The following is a 19,682-nucleotide window of genomic DNA, read 5'->3' on the forward strand; positions in this document are numbered from 1 at the left end:
CCAGGTTTTTTGATTCCACCGCATGATACCGTTTTTGTGCAGCCGTTTCTGGCGCGGCTTTTTGATAGTGACCTGGGCGGCGTGTCTTTTTACAGTAAATTGAATGATCTTCGTCGCCTGCCCGCTGGCCTGAATACCGGTTTCCGTTCTGCTGAGGATAAATAAGGCCTTGAGGTTTTGATTGAGGTTTCTAAAAAGGGTCAGCGGCAAGACGCAGCTTGAATTTTAAACAGACGAAATGCAGATTGATGAACCGCTCGGAGCGATTTTGATGGATAAATCCTTTATCCCGGCCAGGTCAAAGATGTTAAGCCCGCCATTTCCTGCGGCCGGTCAGTATCGCATTATTGGATTCTTGTCTCGGTCCCTGACCATCTCCAAGACCCGTTCGTAAACATCCTCAAAAGGCTCACCTGTATTATTAAAAAAATGCACGCCGTTTTGAATGCTCACCCGCTCAAGCCCCTGAACCCCCCTGAACCATGTGCAGGATTTCGATATGCGTCAGGGCCTCGCTTCCGGCTAATGGATTGAATTTTTTAGGATCAACAGGAATGTCGAAATAGCCGGGCAGCGTGGCGATGTCCCAGACTGAACAGGGTTTCCTGCAAGCTTTGTAAGTGATTTTCAGGCGTTTATGATGGTATCTCTGTAAAAAACTGACGCGGGCCTTGATGTTTTTAATCGCCTTGCCATGAGCTGGAAGAGCGAGGACGATGCCTTCCAGGTTTTTCAAGTCTTCCAGGGTCCGGAGGTAGGTCAGGAGGTCGTCAGGGTGAGGGGTGATGGGAGTCAGGAGTACGTCGCCGCAGAGCAGGACCTTTTCGCTCCCTTCCTGGCCAACGATCAAACCTATTCCGCCGGGTGAGTGTCCAGGGAGGTGTTTAACCTCAATATTCTTGAACCGTGCATTGTTCAATTTGAGAGGGCCGTCCTGGCTGATGGGAAAATTCAATGTCATTGAAAAACCGGCAGCCTCTGGGCCCAGTGTTTCAAAGTCTAAGCCTGGAGAGATGTTCGTCACCCGAGGCTGCGGCATCCCCATGGCCTGGGTTCGATTTCGGAGATGGAGCCACATCTCGAGCATCTCCCAGGGGTTGCAGATATCTGAGGTGTCCAGGACGTGAGCCGTTACAGGGCACCCGGCCTGGTCCGAGATCCAGCGGCCCATGAAAAAATGATCCGGATGTCCGTGGGAGATAACCAGCAGATCAATGTCCTTGATGGAGTAACCGGCTAGCTTCAGGCCTTCCAGAAGTTCCTGCCTGCTGTAATCATCAGGAAGGGACTGAACTTCAGAGGGAATGGTCTGACTGCGGGCGCCGTAAAAAAATTTCTTGGCCAGCCCGGTTGGAATGCCGGTGTCCAGAAGAACTAAAGCCTCGTCCTCAATCAGGTCAAGGTGGGTCGGGCCGGGTCCGATGATATCCGGACAGAAGGTGGTGATCTGGGTGATGCGTGTTTTGCGGTCCTGAAGAATAAACTGCCGCACCCGTCCGCTGCCTAGCGTCTGGGTGGGCTTGAGAAGATTGCCTTTAAGGTTCATGGGTTACTACCTGAATTTTTTAATGAGATTTATCAGAAGCAAAGGCAGTTGTCAAAAATACTCAAAAATACAAGGTTAAAATAGATTGGGGTCAGGTTTAAAAACCTTCCCCGCAAAACAGCCAGGAACAGAAGGCGAGTCAAGGGGCCAGACGATGGCGCACTGCGGGTTCTCAAGGCATCAGGCTGACACGGGCGGCCGGCGTTCGGCCCAGGGCCGCGCCTCTTCAAGCTGCCTCGCCAGACGGAAGAGGGTCGCTTCGTCACCAAAACGGCCAATGAACTGGGCGCCGATCGGTAAGCCGCTGTCGTCCCAATACAGCGGTACGGACATGGCCGGCTGACCCGTGATGTTGCTGATTGAAGCGAAGGGTGTAAACGATGCCGAACGAGAAAGCCCCTGAAGGGGTCTTTCTGGAGGCGAGTCAAAGGAACCCAAAGCCACAGGCGGTTCGCCCAGAGCCGGGGTGAGCCAGACATCGTAGTTGGTGAAAAAACAAGCCACACCGCGCGCCACTTTCTGGAGGGCCTGCAAGGCATTCATATAATTGGCCGCACTTTGCCTGGAGCCATATTCATACATCGCCCAGGTCAGCCCTTCGAACTGGCCTGGTGAAGGCTTCTGATCAGTCCGACGGGCCCAGTAGTCAATGGTCCAGGCCGGGAGGACTGACCAGAGGAAACTGAAATTCTGCGCTAAAACTTCACCGTCAATAGTGGGGGCGGCTTCTACAACTTCGTGGCCTAAGTCGCCGCAGAGCCTGGCCGCGTCTTGAACCGCATCAACGCAGTCAGGGTGAATAGTGACATTGGTGGGCGCCTTGGAGGAAAAGGCAATGCGAAGCTTTCCCGGGCTTGCTCCTACTTCCTCGATGAATGGGCGCCTGGGTAATGGGGCCCAAAGCGGATCACCCGGGTCGGGTCCGGAGGTTGCATCCAGCAGAGAGGCGCTGTCCCGCACCGAGCGCGTCAAGGCATGTTCAGTCAAAAGGAAGAATAAAATCTCGCCGTATTCAGGGCCGAGCGGGTTCCGGGCCCGGGTCGGCTTAAGGCCGAACAGACCGCAGCATGAGGCCGTAATTCGGATAGACCCGGCGCCGTCATTCGCATAAGCCATCGGAACCATGCCAGAGGCCACAGCCGCGGCTGAGCCCCCGCTGGAGCCGCCCGGGGTTCGATTCGTATCCCATGGATTGCAGCATGGACCGAACAGTTGAGGTTCGGTTGTGGGGAGAATACCAAACTCAGGCGTATTGGTCTTGCCGATGATAGCCAAGCCCGCTCGTTTCAGTCGAGCCACCAGCTCACTGTCATGGCCAGGAGTAAAGTTCTGCAAAAAGGCTGAACCGGCAGTCAGGCGCACCCCGGCATATTCGGCCACCAGGTCTTTAAGAAGAAAGGGCACACCGGTGAAAGGCCCCTCAGGCAACTCGCTCGTGGCCGCAACCCGCGCCGTTTCATACATCGGCGTAATGACCGCATTGAGAGTCGGGTTCAGACGCTCGATTCGCTCGATAGCCGTATCCACAAGCTCAAGCGGTTCGACCTCACCTTTCCGGACCAGCTCGGCCTGGCCGGTGGCATCCATAAAGGCCAATTCATCAGAAATGGTCATGCGCCTTCCCCTTTTTTTGGCGGTTTAAATCAAAAAACGTTGGTTTTTAATTCCGGCCATGCCAGGCGCTCTCCTGATTTCAAAGGGTTTCGCAGCTATTTTAAACTTGGCTTAAAGATTAGGAGCCCAGTTCTGTAAAGTAAAGGTTAGCATACCCTCGATCAACCTGTCCAGGATGAAGAAGATTAATTTGTTGCGTTTTCATGGCGGGAAAATAAAAAAGGAATATCAAGATATCCCCATATATCCGGGCTGAAACTCCAGGAAGATAGCGCCGCCAACAGGGACTTGGCGCTGTTTCTCAAGAGGAGTTATCAGGAAGGAAGGCCTGGGCCTGCTCGAGTTTTTCCTCAAACTCAGGAATCAGGCTTTCAATGAAATCCGGTGTCAGACGGAGGGTAGTCCATGCCTGGCGATTGATGGCCGGAATGAAATCATCTCCGCCATGACCTATTTCTAAGGCCTTGGTCAGAATGTCCCCGATATGGACCAGGCTGGCCATGATAAAATGGTCCTTGCTTTTGGACGGATTATGATGATAAGCGATCGCCGCAGTGAGGTTATAAGGCAAATTCCAGTTCTCGGCCAGCCAATACCCGAAGTCGGCATGGGTGGCTCCCAGGACTTTTTTTTCGGCTTCAACTAGCAGCAGGTTCTCCTTTTGAGCCAATTCCAAGACTTCAGCGTATTCATCGTGGAGATAGACGTCCAGAATGACTTTGCCAATGTCGTGGAGCACGCCGGCTAAAAACACCTCTTCAGCATTTCTCATACTGAGCTTGGACTCGATGGTTTGAGCCGCCGCCCCGCATCCCAAGGCATGCTGCCAAAAACGCTTTCGATTCAGTGACCGGCTCTGCGGCCCCTTGTTGAAGGTGTCGAAAATGGTCGTCGCCAGGATGATATTGTGAATGGAGGTATAACCCAGAATGGTGACGGCCTTACTGAGGGTGTCTATCTGGCGCGGGAAGCCGAAAAAGGCCGAGTTGACCAGCTTGAGAACGCGGGAGGCTATGGATTGATCATAATGCAGGGCCTTGGACAGTTCCTGAGCAGAAGATTCTGGGTTATTGAGGACATCCAGGATGGCGATCACCGCCCCTGGTAGCGAAGGCAGCCCTTTCATGCGGCCAATAATTTTATTAAAAATCTTTCTAGGGGGCTTATTCATTTACGGCTTTGCAATTGCCTGGTCAGGTAACGCGTCGAGATTTCTTTTAAGGCTGCCATGATCTTATCGCCTTTATGGCGGGCAAACCGTTTTTCAATACGCTCTAAAAGCTCTTTCTCTTTCTTGGTCACGAAATGGTTCCTTCTCTTATTTTAAACTTTTTACAGGGTTGGTTCAGCAATTAATGTTAAAAAACGTTTCCTCACCCGGGGACTTATGCGGGGAGATATTTTCTTTTTACCCGGGTCGGCTAGATGTTTGGCCAGGGTTTTGTAAGACCTTGATCCTGCGCCGATGGGCCGGTTTTTAATCTTGAGCCTGCCCGTCATGAGCGCCCGGAGGAGGGCTTCCACCACCTCGGGGTTAAAGCGGCTTCCGGTCTCCCTTATGATCTGGAGGAGAACGTCAGCCAAGGGAGGTCGCTTCCCCGGTTTATGAGCCAGATAGAGAATATCAAATCTATCGGCCACTGCGATGATCTTGGCCATCAAGGGGATATCAGGGCCAGCGAGATTGTTGGGGAATCCCTGTCCATCCTCCCGTTCATGATGGCTGAGTATCCCGGGACGCAGGTCACTCAGCCAGTCGCCCAGTGCTTCGGCCCCGGCCTGGGGATGTTCTTTATAGGAGACCTCCCCATCACCGATCTTGAACTTCCCGATGTCATGAAGCAAGGCAGCCCGGCGAATCTTTTCGATTTCTTGCTCATCAAGACCCATGGCCTGGGCCAGCCCGAGAGCCAGGGTAGCCACGCGGGCGGAATGGCCCGCTCTTGCGTCACCTTCGAGAGATTCCCTGCCCTGAATCAGCTGGTAAAACGCTTCCAAGGCTTGGTTTTGAAGGCGATATAAAAGGTAGTGATTATACAGGGCCGAGCCCAGCATCCCGGCTGAAGTGCGGGCCAGGTCTTCATCATCCTGAGTAAAACCGGTCCGGTTCTGTTTGTCTGTCACATTCATCACACCAAGAAGACGCCCGCCCATGACAAGCGGCACACCCATATAACTGTTTGTGGCGTATCGTTTTTTGGGCCTGGCCTTCAAATAGGTTTTGATGTTTGGAATAACAACAGGCTCAGACCGGTCGGATTCGAGGGTCTTCTTGATGACTCGGCCCATGACCTTACTTTTATCAACACTGATCTCCTGCACCGGCTGCTGATCCGGGTCAGCGGTGGCAGAGGTAAAGGCCATCAACTTCAGGGTTTGAGTTTCAGGTAAGTATGAATAGATGGATATCTCATCGGCCTGGAGTACTTCGATCATCCTTTCCAGAGTTTGCTGAGCCATCTTCTGCCGGGCTTCATGGGTGATCGCGGTGGACAATTTTATACCCATTTCATGGAGAAGCGACAGCCGATAGGTCTTGTCCTGATACATAGCTGACAGATTGAGATTATCCATGATCAGGCTGGCATGAAGGACAAAGATAGACAGGGATTCCATGTCTTCGGGCAGGATAGTCTCCTTAACCGCAAAGATCAGTCCCTTGATTCCGTCTTTCTTAACTATCGGGGCGATGGCTGTTTCGCCGGAAGTAATCCCCAGAGCCTCGAAAACCTCGCGGTCCCTGGGGTTAATTTCCTTGTCCGTTGTAAGTGAGAGGATTGGTATATTCCTGTAATCTTTCAGCTTGGCCAAGGCCTTACCCAGGGGGCTTTTTTTATTAAGCCCGGAAAGAGATATGATTTTTTGCTGTACTTCTCCGTGAAAGCTGCTGTCAACGCCGGCGGATAAAACCTTGCTCTTTTCATCATAATCGAAGCATATAACTTTCTTGAACCCGATCTGAGCCACGCACCGCGTGATCAATTTCCGGTTCTCCACCTCAAAGTGCTTCATGGTCTGGGCGTTGCGCTGAAGGGTCATCCCCATGAGGGAGAGAAACGTCAGCTCATTGACTTTTTTCTCCAAAGCAGCCTTGGACAGTTCCATTTCCCGATATAACTTGGCGTTTTTAATGCCCAGGGCCGCGTGATTGACCAGGTCTTGAATAAAATCAAGATCAGGCGGCATCATCCCAATGTTAATCACGCCGACCACTTCCTCCAGGCCTTCGGGCGTCGCAATAATGATGGGGAACGAGCTGGTCGGCCCGTGATTCTTCTTATCGGGAAAGATCTGGTACTTTCCTGCCTCAATCACTTTTTGGGTGCTGAATTCAAAATCAGCTTTCCGTTTTTTGTTCATGTTGATCGCGGCTTGAGATTTTAGTTGCAGGTTCTCATCGGTGAGTATGATCGAGCAAGGCAGCCTGCTTTGACTTTCTCCCAAAGCGACGGTTGTTTCTTGAAGGAAATAATCCAGAACTTCTTCAAGGTTGAGGGTGGTGCGCAGTGTCTGGCTGACTCGTCGCAAAATAGCATGTTTTTCAGACTGGGTTAGACGTTCACCTCCGCCGATGGCTTCGAAACCCTCTTCACGACCGATGACAATGCGGTTCTTCCCAATCTGCTTGGCCCGGTTAAGCGCCTGGTCAGAGTGCCGGATCAGGTTCATGGCGGACTCGGCGCCGGATTCAGGGAATCCAGCCAGGCCGACGCTGGCAGTGATACTGATGCCTCTAGCGATATCCTGGCTCCAGGGAAAATGTTCGAGAGAACCCTTGATTCTTTCTGCGGCCTGGACGGAATCAGAGAGGTTGGTCTGAGGAAGAATGATGGCAAACTCCTCCCCGCCATAACGGGCCGGTATGTCAACGTTGCGAATGGACTGGCGGATCAGTTCGGCCGTCTGGGCCAAAACCTTATCGCCGATCTGATGACCACAGGTATCGTTGACCTGCTTGAAGTTGTCAAGATCAAGCATAATCAGGCCAAGAGGGGTCTCGAAGCGAAGGGCTCGATCGAATTCACCGGCCAGGCGTTCCTGAAAGTGACGGTGATTAAAAAGCTGGGTTAGGCCGTCGGTGATTGACAACCTTTCCAGAATAAGATTGCTGGCCCTGAGTTCTTCTTCAAGCCTTTTCTGTTCGGTAATATTTTTGATGATAAAGAGCAGACCCTGCTTCTCTCCTTTGTGGCGGAGTCTGGAAGCCGAAATGCCAGCAAAAAAATGACTGCTATGCGCGGTGCGCGCTTCAGCTTCGTAATTCGTGACTCGTTTTTCGTCGCGGAGAGGTTTGAGTATTCGATTCAGCTCCTTCTGGCCGCGCATAAAAAGAGTCTCAACCGGCCTGCCCAGATAGTCCTTGGCCTTGCCACCGAACATCTCTTCCGCACCGAGGCTGAATAAATTTATCTCATAGTCCTTGTTCGTTGAGATGATGGCGTCTACAGAACTTTCGATAAGGTTTTCCAGATACTCTTTAGTCTCTTGAATTTCCCCCTGGTGGACTTGGAGCTTTTTAAAAAGGTTTTCAGCCTCTGCATGCTTGTCCTGTAAAAGTATGTTCTTACGCTCAAGTTCCTCTGTGGCCTGAATGATTTCCTTCTCCATACGCTCGCGGAAGGCCCGTGTGCTGAGCATGAGCTTGCGTTCCCTGACCGCAGCGGATACGGTTTCCAGGAGTTCTTCAAGTTCAAAGGGCTTGGACAGGTAGTAGCTGATCATTCCCCGCGTAAAGGCGTCAATGACGCTTTCCTCAGTCCCGTAACCGGTCATGAGAATCGCACCCAGAAAGGGTGATTGCTGTTTCAGACGGTTGATCAGCTCGATGCCGTCCATCTTTGGCATCTTCCAATCGCTGATGACAACGTCATAATCCTTGAGCGAGAAAAGATCCAGGGCCTCAGAGGCGGTTAAGGCTGTGTCAATTTCATACCCGACGCTGGTTAAGGTTTTTTTTATGATTTCGCAGGTACTTGGATCGTCGTCAACCACCAGGGCTCGATTGTGAGCTTCCGAGGAATAATAGAGGGTGTCCTTCTGATCAAGATTATTCGATCCGTCTTTGGTGGAGTCAGATTTCACGTCAGTTCGCCCCGATTTTTAAAAAATCGTGTAATCCCATAATAAATATAACTGAAATTAATTCAACAGTTTTTTATCATCCATTCAAATTGATTTTAATGATGATTACTTCAGAGATTAAAAGTTAAAAAAGGTTCGGTCCTTGTTTAATAGCCTGCATCCATTTTGCTTCAGTAAAACCATCTCCTCAAGTCGGACGCCTCCCCGGCCTTTGAGATAAATGCCTGGTTCGATGGTGACGACCATGCCTTCCAGCAGTTCCACCGGTCGGGTCTGAGAGAGTGAGGGGGCTTCATGAGTGGCCAACCCCACGCCATGGCCCAATGAGTGGCCGAAGTTGGGGCCATATCCCGCGGCTTCAATGACATCTCTGGCGTAAGCGTCTGCCTGGCCGGTCGTCAGACCGGGCTTGATGTTTTGAAGCGCCATCAGTTGAGCCTGGCGCACTACCTGATAAATTCTTTTCATCAAGAGGCGGGGACGGCCTAGAAAAACAGTTCGAGTCATGTCGGCTGCATAGCCTTTATACCTGGCGCCGCAATCAATAATGACGGGTTCCGACTCCTTGATCCGTCGGCCGGAAGGCACGGCATGAGGCAGGGCCGCATTCGGCCCGGAGGCTACGATCGTTTCAAAGGCCGGCCCCTCGGCTCCTAAATCCACCATGGTCTCTTCCAGATAGCGGGCTGCCTCCTTTTCGGTCCGGCCCGGCTGCAGGAAATTAAGTGTTTCAGTCAAGGCGGCCTCGGTTATGCGAAGCGCCCGCACGATCTTCCTGACCTCATGGCTGTCTTTAATCAGGCGCAGCCTTTCTACCAGATAGTTAACCGGAACCGTTTGCACCCCCTTGAGCAAGTCAGCCAACTCTTGGTGAGTCGTGACCGTGACATGATCTCCTTCAAAACCGAGTTTGGCAATCCGGTTTTTTTTAACCAGCCGGGCCAAGGCAGGAATTGGGCCGGGTCCAGAGCACACGACTGTGTATCCTTGAGCCTCCCTGGCCGCCTGGATTTCATAGCGGGAATCGGTCAGGAGATACTGGTTTCTAAGAGTGATGAGCAGGCTTCCCGATGTCTCGTTAAGCTGTGGATCCATAGCGGTGAAGCCGGAAAGATACCGCCGATTTTCCGGCCGAGCGATCCAGAGGCTTGAAAGGCCGGCCTTTTTCATCTCTCGCCGCAGGAGCCGTAACCGCTGTGAATATTGTTTTGGGATTGTCATAAGTTCAGTTTAGCATAATGTGCATTTGAATTTCCAGTTTACTCGGAGATTTGAGGAGCAGGCATTCATTACTTTACCTTGCTAACGTGGTGAGAGTTCTTGACAATTTCCCAGAGGCCTGTTAATTTTTTAGCAAATTCGTTCCAAAGACACTTAAGATAATGATACTGCGTTACACTAGATCAAAGATGGGCGCCATCTGGAAGCAGCCTGCTAAATACCAGGCCTGGCTCAAGGTGGAGTTGGCCGTGGCCGAAGCCATGGCTGAGGAGGGCTTGATTCCGGCGAAGGCTGTGGCTGAAATTAAGGCCAAGGCTAAGTTTTCTGTCCGGCGTATCGAGAAGATTGAGTCTGAGACAAAACATGATGTCATCGCCTTTTTAGACAATATCGAAGAGAATGTCGGTCCTGCTTCCCGTTTTCTTCATCAGGGCCTGACCTCCTCGGATATCCTTGATACGGCCATGGCCCTGCTGCTTCAGAAGGCCGCAGATATCCTGGTTGCAGACGTGGACGGGCTCCTGGAGGCGCTCAAACGAAGGGCCTTTGAGCATAAAAATACGGTCATGATCGGCCGTTCCCACGGCATTCACGCCGAGCCGATCACCTTTGGTCTGAAGCTGGCGGTGTTTTATGATGAGATGCGCCGCAATCGGGAGCGCTTAACCCGGGCCCGTCAAACCATATCCTATGGTAAAATTTCTGGCGCGGTGGGGACCTTTGCCAATATTTCGCCTAAAGTTGAGGCCCGGGCCATGTTGAAATTGGGCCTGACCCCGGCCCCGGCCTCCACACAGATTATCCAGCGTGACCGTTATGCTGAATACTTCACCACCCTGGCCGTTATTGCAGCCAGTCTGGAAAAAATAGCCGTCGAGATCAGACATCTTACGCGGACCGAGGTTATGGAGGTCGAGGAGCGTTTTAGCATTAAACAGAAAGGCTCTTCCGCCATGCCTCATAAGCGCAATCCTATTGGCTCGGAAAACATCGCCGGATTGGCCCGCGTCGTTCGGGCCAATGCCTTGATTGCCTTGGAGAATGTGGCCTTGTGGCACGAGAGGGACATCAGTCACTCGTCCGCGGAAAGGGTCATCGGGCCGGACAGCACCATCCTGCTGGATTTCATGCTGGCACGTATGACCGATCTTATCGAGAACCTGATCGTTTATCCCGAGAGGATGAAGGCGAACCTGGAACGAACTGGAGGGCTTTTTTTCTCACAACAGGTCCTTCTGGCCCTGACAGAAAGGGGCCTCATCCGTGACCGGGCCTACCGTCTCGTGCAAAGAAACGCTCTGCGGGCCTGGGACGAGGGCTTGGATTTCAAGGCGCTCCTGCTTGAGGACAAGGCTATTCTTAAGCGTCTTTCTGCCAAGGAGATTGCCAGCATCTTCGATATCGGTTACCATCTCAAGCATGTTGATACTATTTTTAAACGGGTCTTTGGCTCGGAAAGCTGATCTTGTTTTCCTCTGACCTGTGCAGCGACAAGGACCTTGAAAATACCAGAAAAATACTTTATATGTTTTATGATTGATTATGGACTTGGTTGAGATGTTTGGTAAAAAACAGGCTAGCTCTTCAATAAAGACTTATAAGTACCAATTCATTATCCTTTTTTTAACCGTGTTTTTGGTAGCAGGCTGTGTTTCAGTCAGGGGCGCTTTTCACAATTATAAACAGAGCCGTAACGGGCCATACAAAGAGGCCCTCAAACGTTGGACAGCCGAGGCTCGTGTTTACCGTGGCTTTGAGACCATATATCTGGTTACAGCTACTTACAGGTCCGCTGATTTTTGTCGAGCTTATGTAAGAAAATACGCTCAGGATTACCATCTCGACGCTGCGGCCAAGGCCAGGATGCTGGCGGATGAGCTGGCCCTGGCGGATAAAAGCCTGGAATTCATTCTGGCCGTATATGCTGCGGAGAAAAAGAAGATCAACCTGGATTCACGAGATTCGCTATGGCGGGTTTACCTCGAGGGCGAGAGCCTGGACCGGCAGAGCCCTATCGAGATCCGCAGCTTGAAGAAGGAACAGGTCCGACTGAAGGAGTTTTACCCGTATATTTCGCCCTGGGTTGAGGTCTATCGCGTCCGATTTCAGAGTGTACCGCTGTCTCGGTCCGTCACCAGCCTTCATCTGGTTCAGACAGGTGTTCTGGGCACTGCCAGGCTGATTTTTAGCTTAAGAGAGTGAAAATATATCCTGATGCGGATTGACCAGGCCACGAAACTTATAGTTTTACCAGTCATTTTTTTGTTTGCATCGGTTGCGGTCCAGGCCAAGACCACCGCCGGAATCCCATTGCAAAAGGTCCCGGCTGCTCTGATCGAACCTGGTTCAGGAGCAGACTCTTACTCCCTTGTGGTCGAGAAGGCAACCCAGCGTCTTTTCCTCTATAAATTCAAGGCGGGCCATTTTTACCTGAGGTCGTCCTTCCCTGTTTCCACTGGCGAAAATATGGGAGACAAGATGAAAGAGGGGGACATAAAGACGCCGGAAGGTTTTTACCTATTTAATAACAAGTTCATTAAAGGGGAGCTGGCTGATATATACGGCGTCTTGGCCTACCCTATGGATTATCCGAATTTTTGGGATCGGCGCCTGGGTAAAGCTGGCAAAGGGATCTGGCTGCACGGGACCAATCGAACCTTGGTCCCACAGGATTCCAACGGCTGTGTGGCCTTAAAAAATATTCACCTCATAAAACTGGAGAGTATTATTCGGCTCCATAACACACCGCTGATCATTTACGATCAGATCGAGTATAAAAATATCAGGGACATCCAGAGAGAAGCAAGGCAGATCAAGACCTTTATCGAGACCTGGCGCAGCGCCTGGGAGCGGAAAGATTTCAAGCTCTACCGCTCTCTCTATGTTCAGGATTTCAGCAGTAATTCCGGCATGAACTACACCGCCTGGATGGCTCATAAGGCTCGCCTGAATCAGAAATATCGAAAGATCAATGTAAAGGTCAAGCGGCTCCGCATTTTTAAGCATCAGGGTATGATCGTGGCCACTTTCAAACAGTATTACAGAGGCGGGCCTTTCATAAGCAACGGGAATAAGCGTCTCTATCTGCATGAAGGCAAGGATGGCTATAGAATAATGGCCGAAGTGTGGTCGCCTTTTCCACCCACCCACCCTAAAAAAACCTTGCCTCTTCTGGTTCGGAATCAGGTAATTCAAGAGGCCCGACTGGCCAGCCTCAGCACCACTGCCTCCAAGGCAGCCGCTCGATCAAGGACTATTTTGGAGAGGGAAAAGATTCGTCGCCTTGTGGAGCACTGGTTAGCAGATTGGCGCAACAAAGATGTTGACGGCTACATCAGTCACTACCACCCTGGTTTCCGTTACCGGAATATGGATCTGGCCGGATACCGTGATTATAAAAACCGCATCTTCGAGAAATATAGGGAGATATCCATCGGGGTCCGAAAGCTCCGCGTCAAGGTTGAGGCGCCCCGGGCAGAGGTGACTTTTATCCAGGACTTCCATTCCAACCAGTACCAGGATCGCGGTCTGAAGAAGCTGATTCTGGTCAAACACGGCAACGGATGGCGGATAAAGGAGGAGTCCTGGGATCAAATTCGAGCAGGAGCAAAACCATAGTTTCTCACCAGAAAGAAAAGGAAAAGATTCACTTTATCTTCATGCGGAGTTTGGGCAAGGTCCACAGCATGCGGGTCTCGTACCGTTATCTCCTGGCCTTCGCGCTTTTCCTGTTCTGTTTCGTAATTTTTTCCATCATCATCATTAACAACTATCTGAACCTTTACGTAGAGAATGAAGCCCTGCGCGAGAATAACGTTAGACTGGCGCATCTGGTGAATGATTATAAGCTCAAGTCTCAACTGGCCAGTCAGTATCAACTCCTGATTGATGAACTAAATCAGGCTGAACCAACCAGCCGTTTGGCATCTGCTGAAAAAAGCTTACCCCAGAGGACCGTTTCTAAGCTTAAAACTCAAACTAAACCCCGCCCGGAAACCAAGCCGCTGACAAAGGCTGCTGAAAAGAAACCCGCTGAAACCCTGCAAGGACCCCCGGTTGATGTCTCGGATCTGATTCTGAAGACCGATGCGGCGAACCAGGTCATAAACTTCAGCTTTAACCTGCGTAAGATCGTTAAAGAGATTGATCTTGTTTCGGGTTACATGATAGTCATTTTAGAGAATCGCCGCGTCAGTCCTCCTGAAATTGTCTGCTTTCCGGCTTCGATCAAGGTGGTTAACGGCGCGCCGAGTAATTTTCGCCGGGGCCAGCAGTTTGCCATTCGGCACGGAAAAATCGTTAAGGGTGTGATCAACAGGGTGCGCAATGCCAAAGACTTCAGCCTAGCCACCATATTTGCATACTCTTTCAAAGGAGAGTTGCTCCTGAGAAAATCAATCACGGTGGCTGATGATAAAAAAACGTCTTGAGAGGCTGTTTCCTTTTTTAGGGCTGCTGGCTATTCTTCTGCCTCTTCTCCTGCCTGAGGATGTTGAAGCTCAGCGGGAGCATCTGATTTATTTTCAGAATACACCTTACGAACTAAACGTCTATAAGATCTACGGTCAGAAGCAGGGGCCGACCCTGATGATTATCGGCGGTATCCAAGGCAACGAGCCTGGCGGGTTCCTCTCGGCTGACCTGTATGCTGATTTTAGTATGAAGCGAGGCAGCCTCATCGTCGTGCCTCGGGCTAATTTCTATTCGATTCTCCTGTTTCAGCGCGGCGCTAAGGGCGATATGAATCGCAAGTTTGGGCCGAAATCAACACATGATACAGATGCCCAGATCGTAACGATTTTAAAAAAACTCATTGCTGAAAGCGATTTCCTGCTCAATTTGCACGATGGTTGGGGATATTACCGGCCGAGGTATGTCAGCAAAATAGCCAATCCCATGCGTTACGGCCAGTCCATTATCGCCGATTGCGCGCAGTATTATTCTCCTGCCCTTGGCCGGACCCTCCACTTGAAAAAAATGGCTGAACAGGTGATCGAGGTCATCAACGCCCAGATCGAAAATCCAAAATACCACTTCCATTTTATGGACACCCGCACCGGTGAAAAGGATTCGCCTTACACCGAGCAGCGCCTTTCAGCCACGTATTACGCCCTGACGAAACATGGCATCCCTGCTTTCGGCGTGGAGACCTCCAAGAATCTACCTTCCATTGAGATGAAAGTCCGTCAGCACAATCTGGCCATAAATGCCTTCATGGAAATTTTCAGTCTTGAACCGGAACAGCCGCGGGTTTATCTCCATACTCCCAAGTTAAAGTACCTGGTGATCTCAGTGAACGGCCGGGACCCAGTGGCTGTGGCTGACAAGAAGACCCTGTACCTTCACCAGAACGATACCATCGAAGTCGTGCATGTTGAGGCTAATTATGAGCGCGGTCTTTCGGTTGACATTAAAGGCGTCGGCACGATCAATGATTTCAGGCAGCGCTTCACCATCACCCGGCCGACTATTATTATGGCCCAGAAAGATCATATAAAATTCGGCCGTGTTCATCTGGCTCTATACCCCAAGGCCAAGGCCGTCCGCAAGGGCCCCACGCATCCCGGCTCACCTCGCATAAAATTCTTTATCCTTGAGGTTGAAGGCCGGAGGTACCTGGCAGCTAATGGTGAATGCCTCGAAGCCTTTGAAGGAGATCTGGTCAAGGTCGTGGATGTGATTACCGAGAGAAGCCCGCTGCCTAAAGGCGTCGCTGTGAACTTCAAGGGTTTTGTGCCCAAGGGCCGTAAAAACACGGGTGAGGATCGGGGCTTTATCATTAATACTGCTCAGGATCTGATGGAGCGCTATTGCCTTTCCAAGACCGAAAAAATTTATGCCGTTGTGGTGGAAAAAAAATCCAAGATTTTCGCTCGCATGACGATTCGGCTGAACAGGCCGAAACTGGACTATATAATCCTGCGTCAAAACGGCGGGCCGCGACTCTGCCTTCATAACGGGGAATCCCTCCGGATTCAGCCTGGCGACCAGGTTCAGGTTCTGGGGCTTAAAACTGACGCTGTTTCAGGCCACAGGACCAAGATCAGAGCGCATGGTCAGGTTGTTTGGGTAAAACATCCTGAAGCCCTCCTGGCCTTTAAGACTGGAAGGGGAGGGATAACCCTAATTGTCACCCGTGAGGGGCTGACCTTGGGTAAAATCCACCTGACAGCGGGGTGAGCCAGGAATTCATAAGATTAGCGGCCTGCAAGAGTTTACCCTGCCTCCCAAATTCCTCGGTGTTAATTTCGTATTCAGGACGGCGATCTGAGTGAAGGAAGCCTTGATATGCCCACAGCTACCCTCCTGACACTTGGCTGTAAAGTCAACCAGTACGAATCTCGAGGCATGGTTGAATCCCTGGTCAAGGCCGGTTACGTTCTGGCGCCTCAAGGCCAGGCCGCTGATTTGACTGTAATCAATACCTGCACTGTAACCCAGAAGGCTGATTTAGAAACTCGGGCCCTGGTCAGGCGGGCTCATCGAACTAATCCGCTTGGAAGGTGCGTGGTCGTTGGATGCTATGCTCAGGTACGGCCGGAGGAACTAAAGGATTTGCCAGGGGTAATCCTGATCCTGGGACAGGAATATAAACACGAGTTTTTACGTTTCTTGCCTCAGGAGAAGCCCAAATCAGGTCCCGTAGTCAAGGTTTCTGTTTTGAGGCCGGAAAATGGGGTCCCTCCTCTGGGCTTTCCGGGTTTTGATCGCACCCGGGCCTTCTTTCGTATCCAGGACGGGTGTTCGGCCTGGTGTACTTATTGTATTGTGCCTCTGGCCAGGGGTCCGAGTCGAAGCATGAGCCTGAGCCGAGTTATTGAAGGTCTGAAGGCCTATGAGAAGGCCGGCTATACGGAAGTGGTTCTGTCCGGGACTCACCTGGGAGCATGGGGGCTGGATTTAGCCACGCCGAACAGTTTGACCGGTCTTCTAAACCGGCTTGAGAAGGAATCATTCGGGCTGCGGCTTCGGTTGAGTTCTGTGGAGCCGCATGAAGTGACACCGCAATTGATTGAGACGATTCGGCGTTTCCCTCATTTTTGCCCGCATCTGCACCTGCCTCTTCAGAGCGGTGACGATGAGGTGCTTAACCGGATGCACCGGCCATATTCCTCTGATTTCTTTAAAAATTTAGTTTTTTCTCTGACTGCTGACTGGCCCGAGCTCTGCCTGGGCGCGGACGTCATGGTTGGGTTTCCCGGCGAGGATGAGCAGGCCTTTTTAAAAACCAGGGACCTGGTTTCAAGCCTGCCTCTGGCCTATCTTCATGTCTTTCCTTATTCCAAGCGGCCCCGGACTTTAGCTGCCCGGATGCCTGGACAGGTGGATATAAAAGAGATAAAAAGACGGGCCGCTCTCCTGCGTGAAGTCGGGCGGGCCAAGCGGTTGGCCTTTTATCAGCGTCATCAAAGGCAGGTGCGCCCTGTTTTGATCGAAAATACCAGAGATCGGGAGACAGGTCTAACGCGGGGTCTGACTGATAATTACATCCAGGTGCTCATGACTGACGCCTCCTTGCCTGCTGGTGAGATCAGGCCAGTGAGGCTGACTGAACTGGGGCCGGGAAACCGGATGTTTGGACATTTTGTTTGAAACTGCAGCCATGGTCTTGACTCCATGACCAAATTCGTATAAGCAAAGACTAATCTTTTACGTCCAGATCACCGGGCTCAGAAAGAATGTCATTCAGATGTTATTTGAAGAAATCAGGCCATATAATGATGATGAAGTAAAGAGAGTCTGGAAAGAGCTGCTCACTACTCCCATCCTGGATGCTATTTTCAGCAGGCTGGACATCCCTGTTCTGCCAGAATTTCATACAATAGAAAATTCTGCAGACCTGCAAGATACCGTCATGAGAAAGGTTTTCAAAAGGATATGTGATATTTCGATAGACCATCTTACCGTCAGCGGTATAGAAGTAATAGCTGAAGAAAACGACCGGGGTTTCTTGTTTATTTCCAACCATCGGGATATCGTTCTCGATCCGGCATTGACGATTTACGCTATTGATACCCACCAGTATAAATCTGTTCAAATTGCCGTAGGCGACAACCTTTTGACCTCACCTTTAGTTAAAGACCTAATCAGAATAAACAACTGTTTCGTTGTAAAAAGAAACCTCCCCAAAAAGGAGCAGCTTGAAGCATCCGTGGAGCTGTCAGCCTACATTTGGCAACAGAATCAAAAAGGGAAGCATATCTGGATCGCCCAGCGGGAGGGAAGGGCAAAAGAAGGGAATGATTTTACCAATTCCGCCCTGATTAGCATGCTGTACCTATCGGAAAGAGCCCGTACTCCTCTTTCAGATTTCATTAACCGCTTGAACATCGTGCCGGTTTCCATTTCATATGAATACGACCCCTGTGACGAGCTAAAGGCCAAAGAACTGTTGATCAAAAAACAAAATAATAATCGCTATGCAAAAGAAATTAATGAGGACGTAAATTCCATAATTAAGGGGATCTTAGGTCATAAAGGTCGTGTTCATTTTGCTTTTAGCCCTCCGCTAAAAGGAAATTTTCTGGAAGTAAAGGCGGTAACTCAGGAACTGGACCGGCAGATAATCACCAATTATAAGCTCTGGCCAACCAATCTGACTGCCTATGATGAGCTGTATCACACCAACTCTAACGTGCCTCCGGATGACAGGAAAAAGTTCCTGGATCGGCTGAACCGGGCTCCGGTGGAGCTGCGCCCCTTTATGCTTCAGATGTATGCCAACCCGGTGAAGAATAAGTATGGATATCTTGAGTCATGATCATTTTTTATTTGTCAAGTATAGGCCCATCCCCAAAAGGTTCATGATCAGAATTAAATTATTTCTGGCGTGCTTTTGTCAAAAATCAGCAGGGCGGCCTGAGCCGCCCTGCCATTATCTAGAAAAATTTTATAAAACTTAAAATTACATTGGCCACATGAGCAGGAGGGATGCTTTCAGGGACATGGGTGTGTTTAAAGGGCCGTAACGGTATGGGAAACTTTCCTCTACCTGGACCCTGTCAGGGATATACGGTTTTTCTGCGAAATCAATACTGATATCAGGGTTTTTATTTATTACGCTCAGTAAAGCGCGCTTCACTTTATCCAACCGTGTTCGAACACGCGAAGAAACAGGCCTGCTGATGCGTGATCTCTTTATTAAGGTTTTATAATCGGCGCCTAAACCGATTAGCATTTCATGAGTTGTCATAATAGACTGATCCCCTTTTATAAATTATATATAGACAGGGCCTGTCTCATCAGAACATGATGTCCGTAAAGACAGGCCCTGATTTCTATATAAATATAATTATTGAACAGATGAATGTAATCACCCGAATGGGTGATTAGCAAGGGTGATTTTTTAATCACTATTCTTCCGGAGCTGGAACAGGTAATTGAGTTTAGAGCCATTAACAAAATAACATTCTGATAAACCTGTTAAGGGGACCCCAACAAAGGGATTGCCTGGCGGAGCCTATCCGGAGTGAATGCCTAGGACTCGCAATGACATGCTATTGATATTGTAATAAAATTCACCCGCGAACAGCGACAGCGACGAAGCGATCCTTGAAAATGCCTGCGAGCGCATTCCCCGCAGCTTGGTGCGGGGTTAGCGAGCAAAATTAAAATGGTCCAACTTACCTTACATTTGGAAGATTCCCTGCTGCTTGCAGCAGGGAGCTTCAATTTTCACTCGGAACGTTATCTTGAGGACCTTATCTAACACAAATTATTTAAGAAAAAGCAGGACCCCCCGGGGAGGCCGTCAGGCGTTTGGTTTCAGCTCCCTGTCTTTATTCCGCTGCCGCCAGGGAGGTCCGGGTAGTGAGGCGCTGCTTTTGAGGCCTGAAACCATCTTGACTAACAGGGCCGGGGTCATGATATAGTCTGCTTAACCCAGAAGTTGAGGTAACTCTTGCGGCGGTGAAGTGGAGAATAGAGCAGGTAGAATCTGAAACGGCTTCAAGGCTGGTCCATGACCTTGATTTACCTCCCCTGCTGGCATCCATATTGATCAGTCGGGGGATGTATGATCCAGAGTCAGCCCGGGCCTTCTTGAACCCGAGCTTGAGGGACCTGCCTGACCCCTTTCTTTTACCGGACATTGATAAAGCAACAGACCGGCTGCTTCAGGCGCTGAAGGCCAAGGAACGGATAACGATTTATGGCGATTATGATGCCGACGGTCTGACCGCTACGGCCCTGCTTGCGGATTTTTTTCAAAAACTTGACG

General features: G+C 50.5%; 15 protein-coding genes. 10 read left to right on the plus strand and 5 right to left on the minus strand.

Annotation, left to right across the window (positions count from 1 at the left end; all coding sequences use genetic code 11):
* Together JRI95_10685 and JRI95_10690 are read left to right on the plus strand one after the other, a co-directional pair.
* Positions 1-165: hypothetical protein (locus JRI95_10685; GenBank protein MBW2062012.1), on the plus strand; the 165-nt coding region annotated here is incomplete at its 5' end.
* A gap of 73 nt (positions 166-238) precedes the next feature.
* The gene (locus JRI95_10690; GenBank protein ID MBW2062013.1) at positions 239-394 is read left to right on the plus strand and encodes a hypothetical protein; all 156 of its coding nucleotides are present in this window, start codon (positions 239-241) and stop codon (positions 392-394) included.
* 63 nt (positions 395-457) lie between these two features.
* On the opposite strand, the gene JRI95_10695 is transcribed toward JRI95_10690, so the two are convergent.
* The 5 genes from JRI95_10695 to JRI95_10715 all read right to left on the minus strand — a co-directional run bounded on the left by JRI95_10695 (position 458) and on the right by JRI95_10715 (position 9,412).
* Complete coding sequence (locus tag JRI95_10695) at positions 458-1,546, minus strand: MBL fold metallo-hydrolase (protein ID MBW2062014.1); 1,089 nt, start codon at positions 1,544-1,546, stop codon at positions 458-460.
* A gap of 180 nt (positions 1,547-1,726) precedes the next feature.
* Entirely contained in the window at positions 1,727-3,160 is a 1,434-nt protein-coding gene (locus JRI95_10700) for an amidase (protein ID MBW2062015.1), read from the minus strand.
* A 301-nt stretch (positions 3,161-3,461) separates the two neighbouring features.
* Entirely contained in the window at positions 3,462-4,331 is an 870-nt protein-coding gene (locus JRI95_10705) for an HDOD domain-containing protein (protein MBW2062016.1), read from the minus strand.
* A 161-nt stretch (positions 4,332-4,492) separates the two neighbouring features.
* The gene (locus JRI95_10710; protein MBW2062017.1) at positions 4,493-8,242 is read right to left on the minus strand and encodes a diguanylate cyclase; all 3,750 of its coding nucleotides are present in this window, start codon (positions 8,240-8,242) and stop codon (positions 4,493-4,495) included.
* Between the two features lie 117 nt (positions 8,243-8,359).
* Positions 8,360-9,412, minus strand: a complete 1,053-nt coding sequence (locus JRI95_10715) for an aminopeptidase P family protein (GenBank protein ID MBW2062018.1) — start codon at positions 9,410-9,412, stop codon at positions 8,360-8,362.
* Between the two features lie 212 nt (positions 9,413-9,624).
* Here JRI95_10715 and JRI95_10720 point away from each other — a divergent pair, with 212 nt between their 5' ends.
* From JRI95_10720 to JRI95_10755, 8 genes are all read left to right on the plus strand, one after another.
* The gene (locus JRI95_10720) at positions 9,625-10,926 is read left to right on the plus strand and encodes an adenylosuccinate lyase (GenBank protein ID MBW2062019.1); all 1,302 of its coding nucleotides are present in this window, start codon (positions 9,625-9,627) and stop codon (positions 10,924-10,926) included.
* 79 nt (positions 10,927-11,005) lie between these two features.
* On the plus strand, positions 11,006-11,665 hold the full coding sequence (locus JRI95_10725) for a hypothetical protein (protein MBW2062020.1): 660 nt from the start codon (positions 11,006-11,008) through the stop codon (positions 11,663-11,665).
* Between the two features lie 12 nt (positions 11,666-11,677).
* Positions 11,678-13,081, plus strand: coding sequence for a L,D-transpeptidase family protein (locus JRI95_10730; GenBank protein MBW2062021.1), 1,404 nt, complete (start codon positions 11,678-11,680; stop codon positions 13,079-13,081).
* A 50-nt stretch (positions 13,082-13,131) separates the two neighbouring features.
* On the plus strand, positions 13,132-13,893 hold the full coding sequence (locus JRI95_10735; protein ID MBW2062022.1) for a hypothetical protein: 762 nt from the start codon (positions 13,132-13,134) through the stop codon (positions 13,891-13,893).
* On the plus strand, positions 13,874-15,643 hold the full coding sequence (locus tag JRI95_10740) for a hypothetical protein (GenBank protein MBW2062023.1): 1,770 nt from the start codon (positions 13,874-13,876) through the stop codon (positions 15,641-15,643). The genes JRI95_10735 and JRI95_10740 overlap by 20 nt, the downstream gene beginning before the upstream one ends.
* Positions 15,644-15,751: 108 nt before the next feature.
* A complete protein-coding gene (mtaB, locus tag JRI95_10745) occupies positions 15,752-17,056 on the plus strand; it encodes a tRNA (N(6)-L-threonylcarbamoyladenosine(37)-C(2))-methylthiotransferase MtaB (protein ID MBW2062024.1) in 1,305 nt (434 codons plus the stop codon).
* Positions 17,057-17,153: 97 nt separating this feature from the next.
* A complete protein-coding gene (locus JRI95_10750) occupies positions 17,154-18,224 on the plus strand; it encodes a 1-acyl-sn-glycerol-3-phosphate acyltransferase (GenBank protein MBW2062025.1) in 1,071 nt (356 codons plus the stop codon).
* 1,148 nt (positions 18,225-19,372) lie between these two features.
* Positions 19,373-19,682: single-stranded-DNA-specific exonuclease RecJ (locus JRI95_10755; GenBank protein MBW2062026.1), on the plus strand; the 310-nt coding region annotated here is incomplete at its 3' end.

The sequence above is a fragment of the Deltaproteobacteria bacterium genome, from assembly GCA_019308995.1.
Taxonomy (GTDB): domain Bacteria; phylum Desulfobacterota; class Desulfarculia; order Adiutricales; family JAFDHD01; genus JAFDHD01.

What these genes read in the sequence shown, in the direction of transcription:
- JRI95_10725 (MBW2062020.1), top strand. Translation starts at nt 11,006, where the DNA reads ATGGACTTGGTTGAGATGTTTGGTAAAAAACAGGCTAGCTCTTCAATA.
- JRI95_10695 (MBW2062014.1), bottom strand. Translation starts at nt 1,546, where the DNA reads ATGAACCTTAAAGGCAATCTTCTCAAGCCCACCCAGACGCTAGGCAGC.
- mtaB (MBW2062024.1), top strand. Translation starts at nt 15,752, where the DNA reads ATGCCCACAGCTACCCTCCTGACACTTGGCTGTAAAGTCAACCAGTAC.
- JRI95_10715 (MBW2062018.1), bottom strand. Translation starts at nt 9,412, where the DNA reads ATGAAAAAGGCCGGCCTTTCAAGCCTCTGGATCGCTCGGCCGGAAAAT.
- JRI95_10750 (MBW2062025.1), top strand. Translation starts at nt 17,154, where the DNA reads ATGTTATTTGAAGAAATCAGGCCATATAATGATGATGAAGTAAAGAGA.
- JRI95_10720 (MBW2062019.1), top strand. Translation starts at nt 9,625, where the DNA reads ATGATACTGCGTTACACTAGATCAAAGATGGGCGCCATCTGGAAGCAG.
- JRI95_10690 (MBW2062013.1), top strand. Translation starts at nt 239, where the DNA reads ATGCAGATTGATGAACCGCTCGGAGCGATTTTGATGGATAAATCCTTT.
- JRI95_10730 (MBW2062021.1), top strand. Translation starts at nt 11,678, where the DNA reads ATGCGGATTGACCAGGCCACGAAACTTATAGTTTTACCAGTCATTTTT.
- JRI95_10705 (MBW2062016.1), bottom strand. Translation starts at nt 4,331, where the DNA reads ATGAATAAGCCCCCTAGAAAGATTTTTAATAAAATTATTGGCCGCATG.
- JRI95_10700 (MBW2062015.1), bottom strand. Translation starts at nt 3,160, where the DNA reads ATGACCATTTCTGATGAATTGGCCTTTATGGATGCCACCGGCCAGGCC.
- JRI95_10740 (MBW2062023.1), top strand. Translation starts at nt 13,874, where the DNA reads ATGATAAAAAAACGTCTTGAGAGGCTGTTTCCTTTTTTAGGGCTGCTG.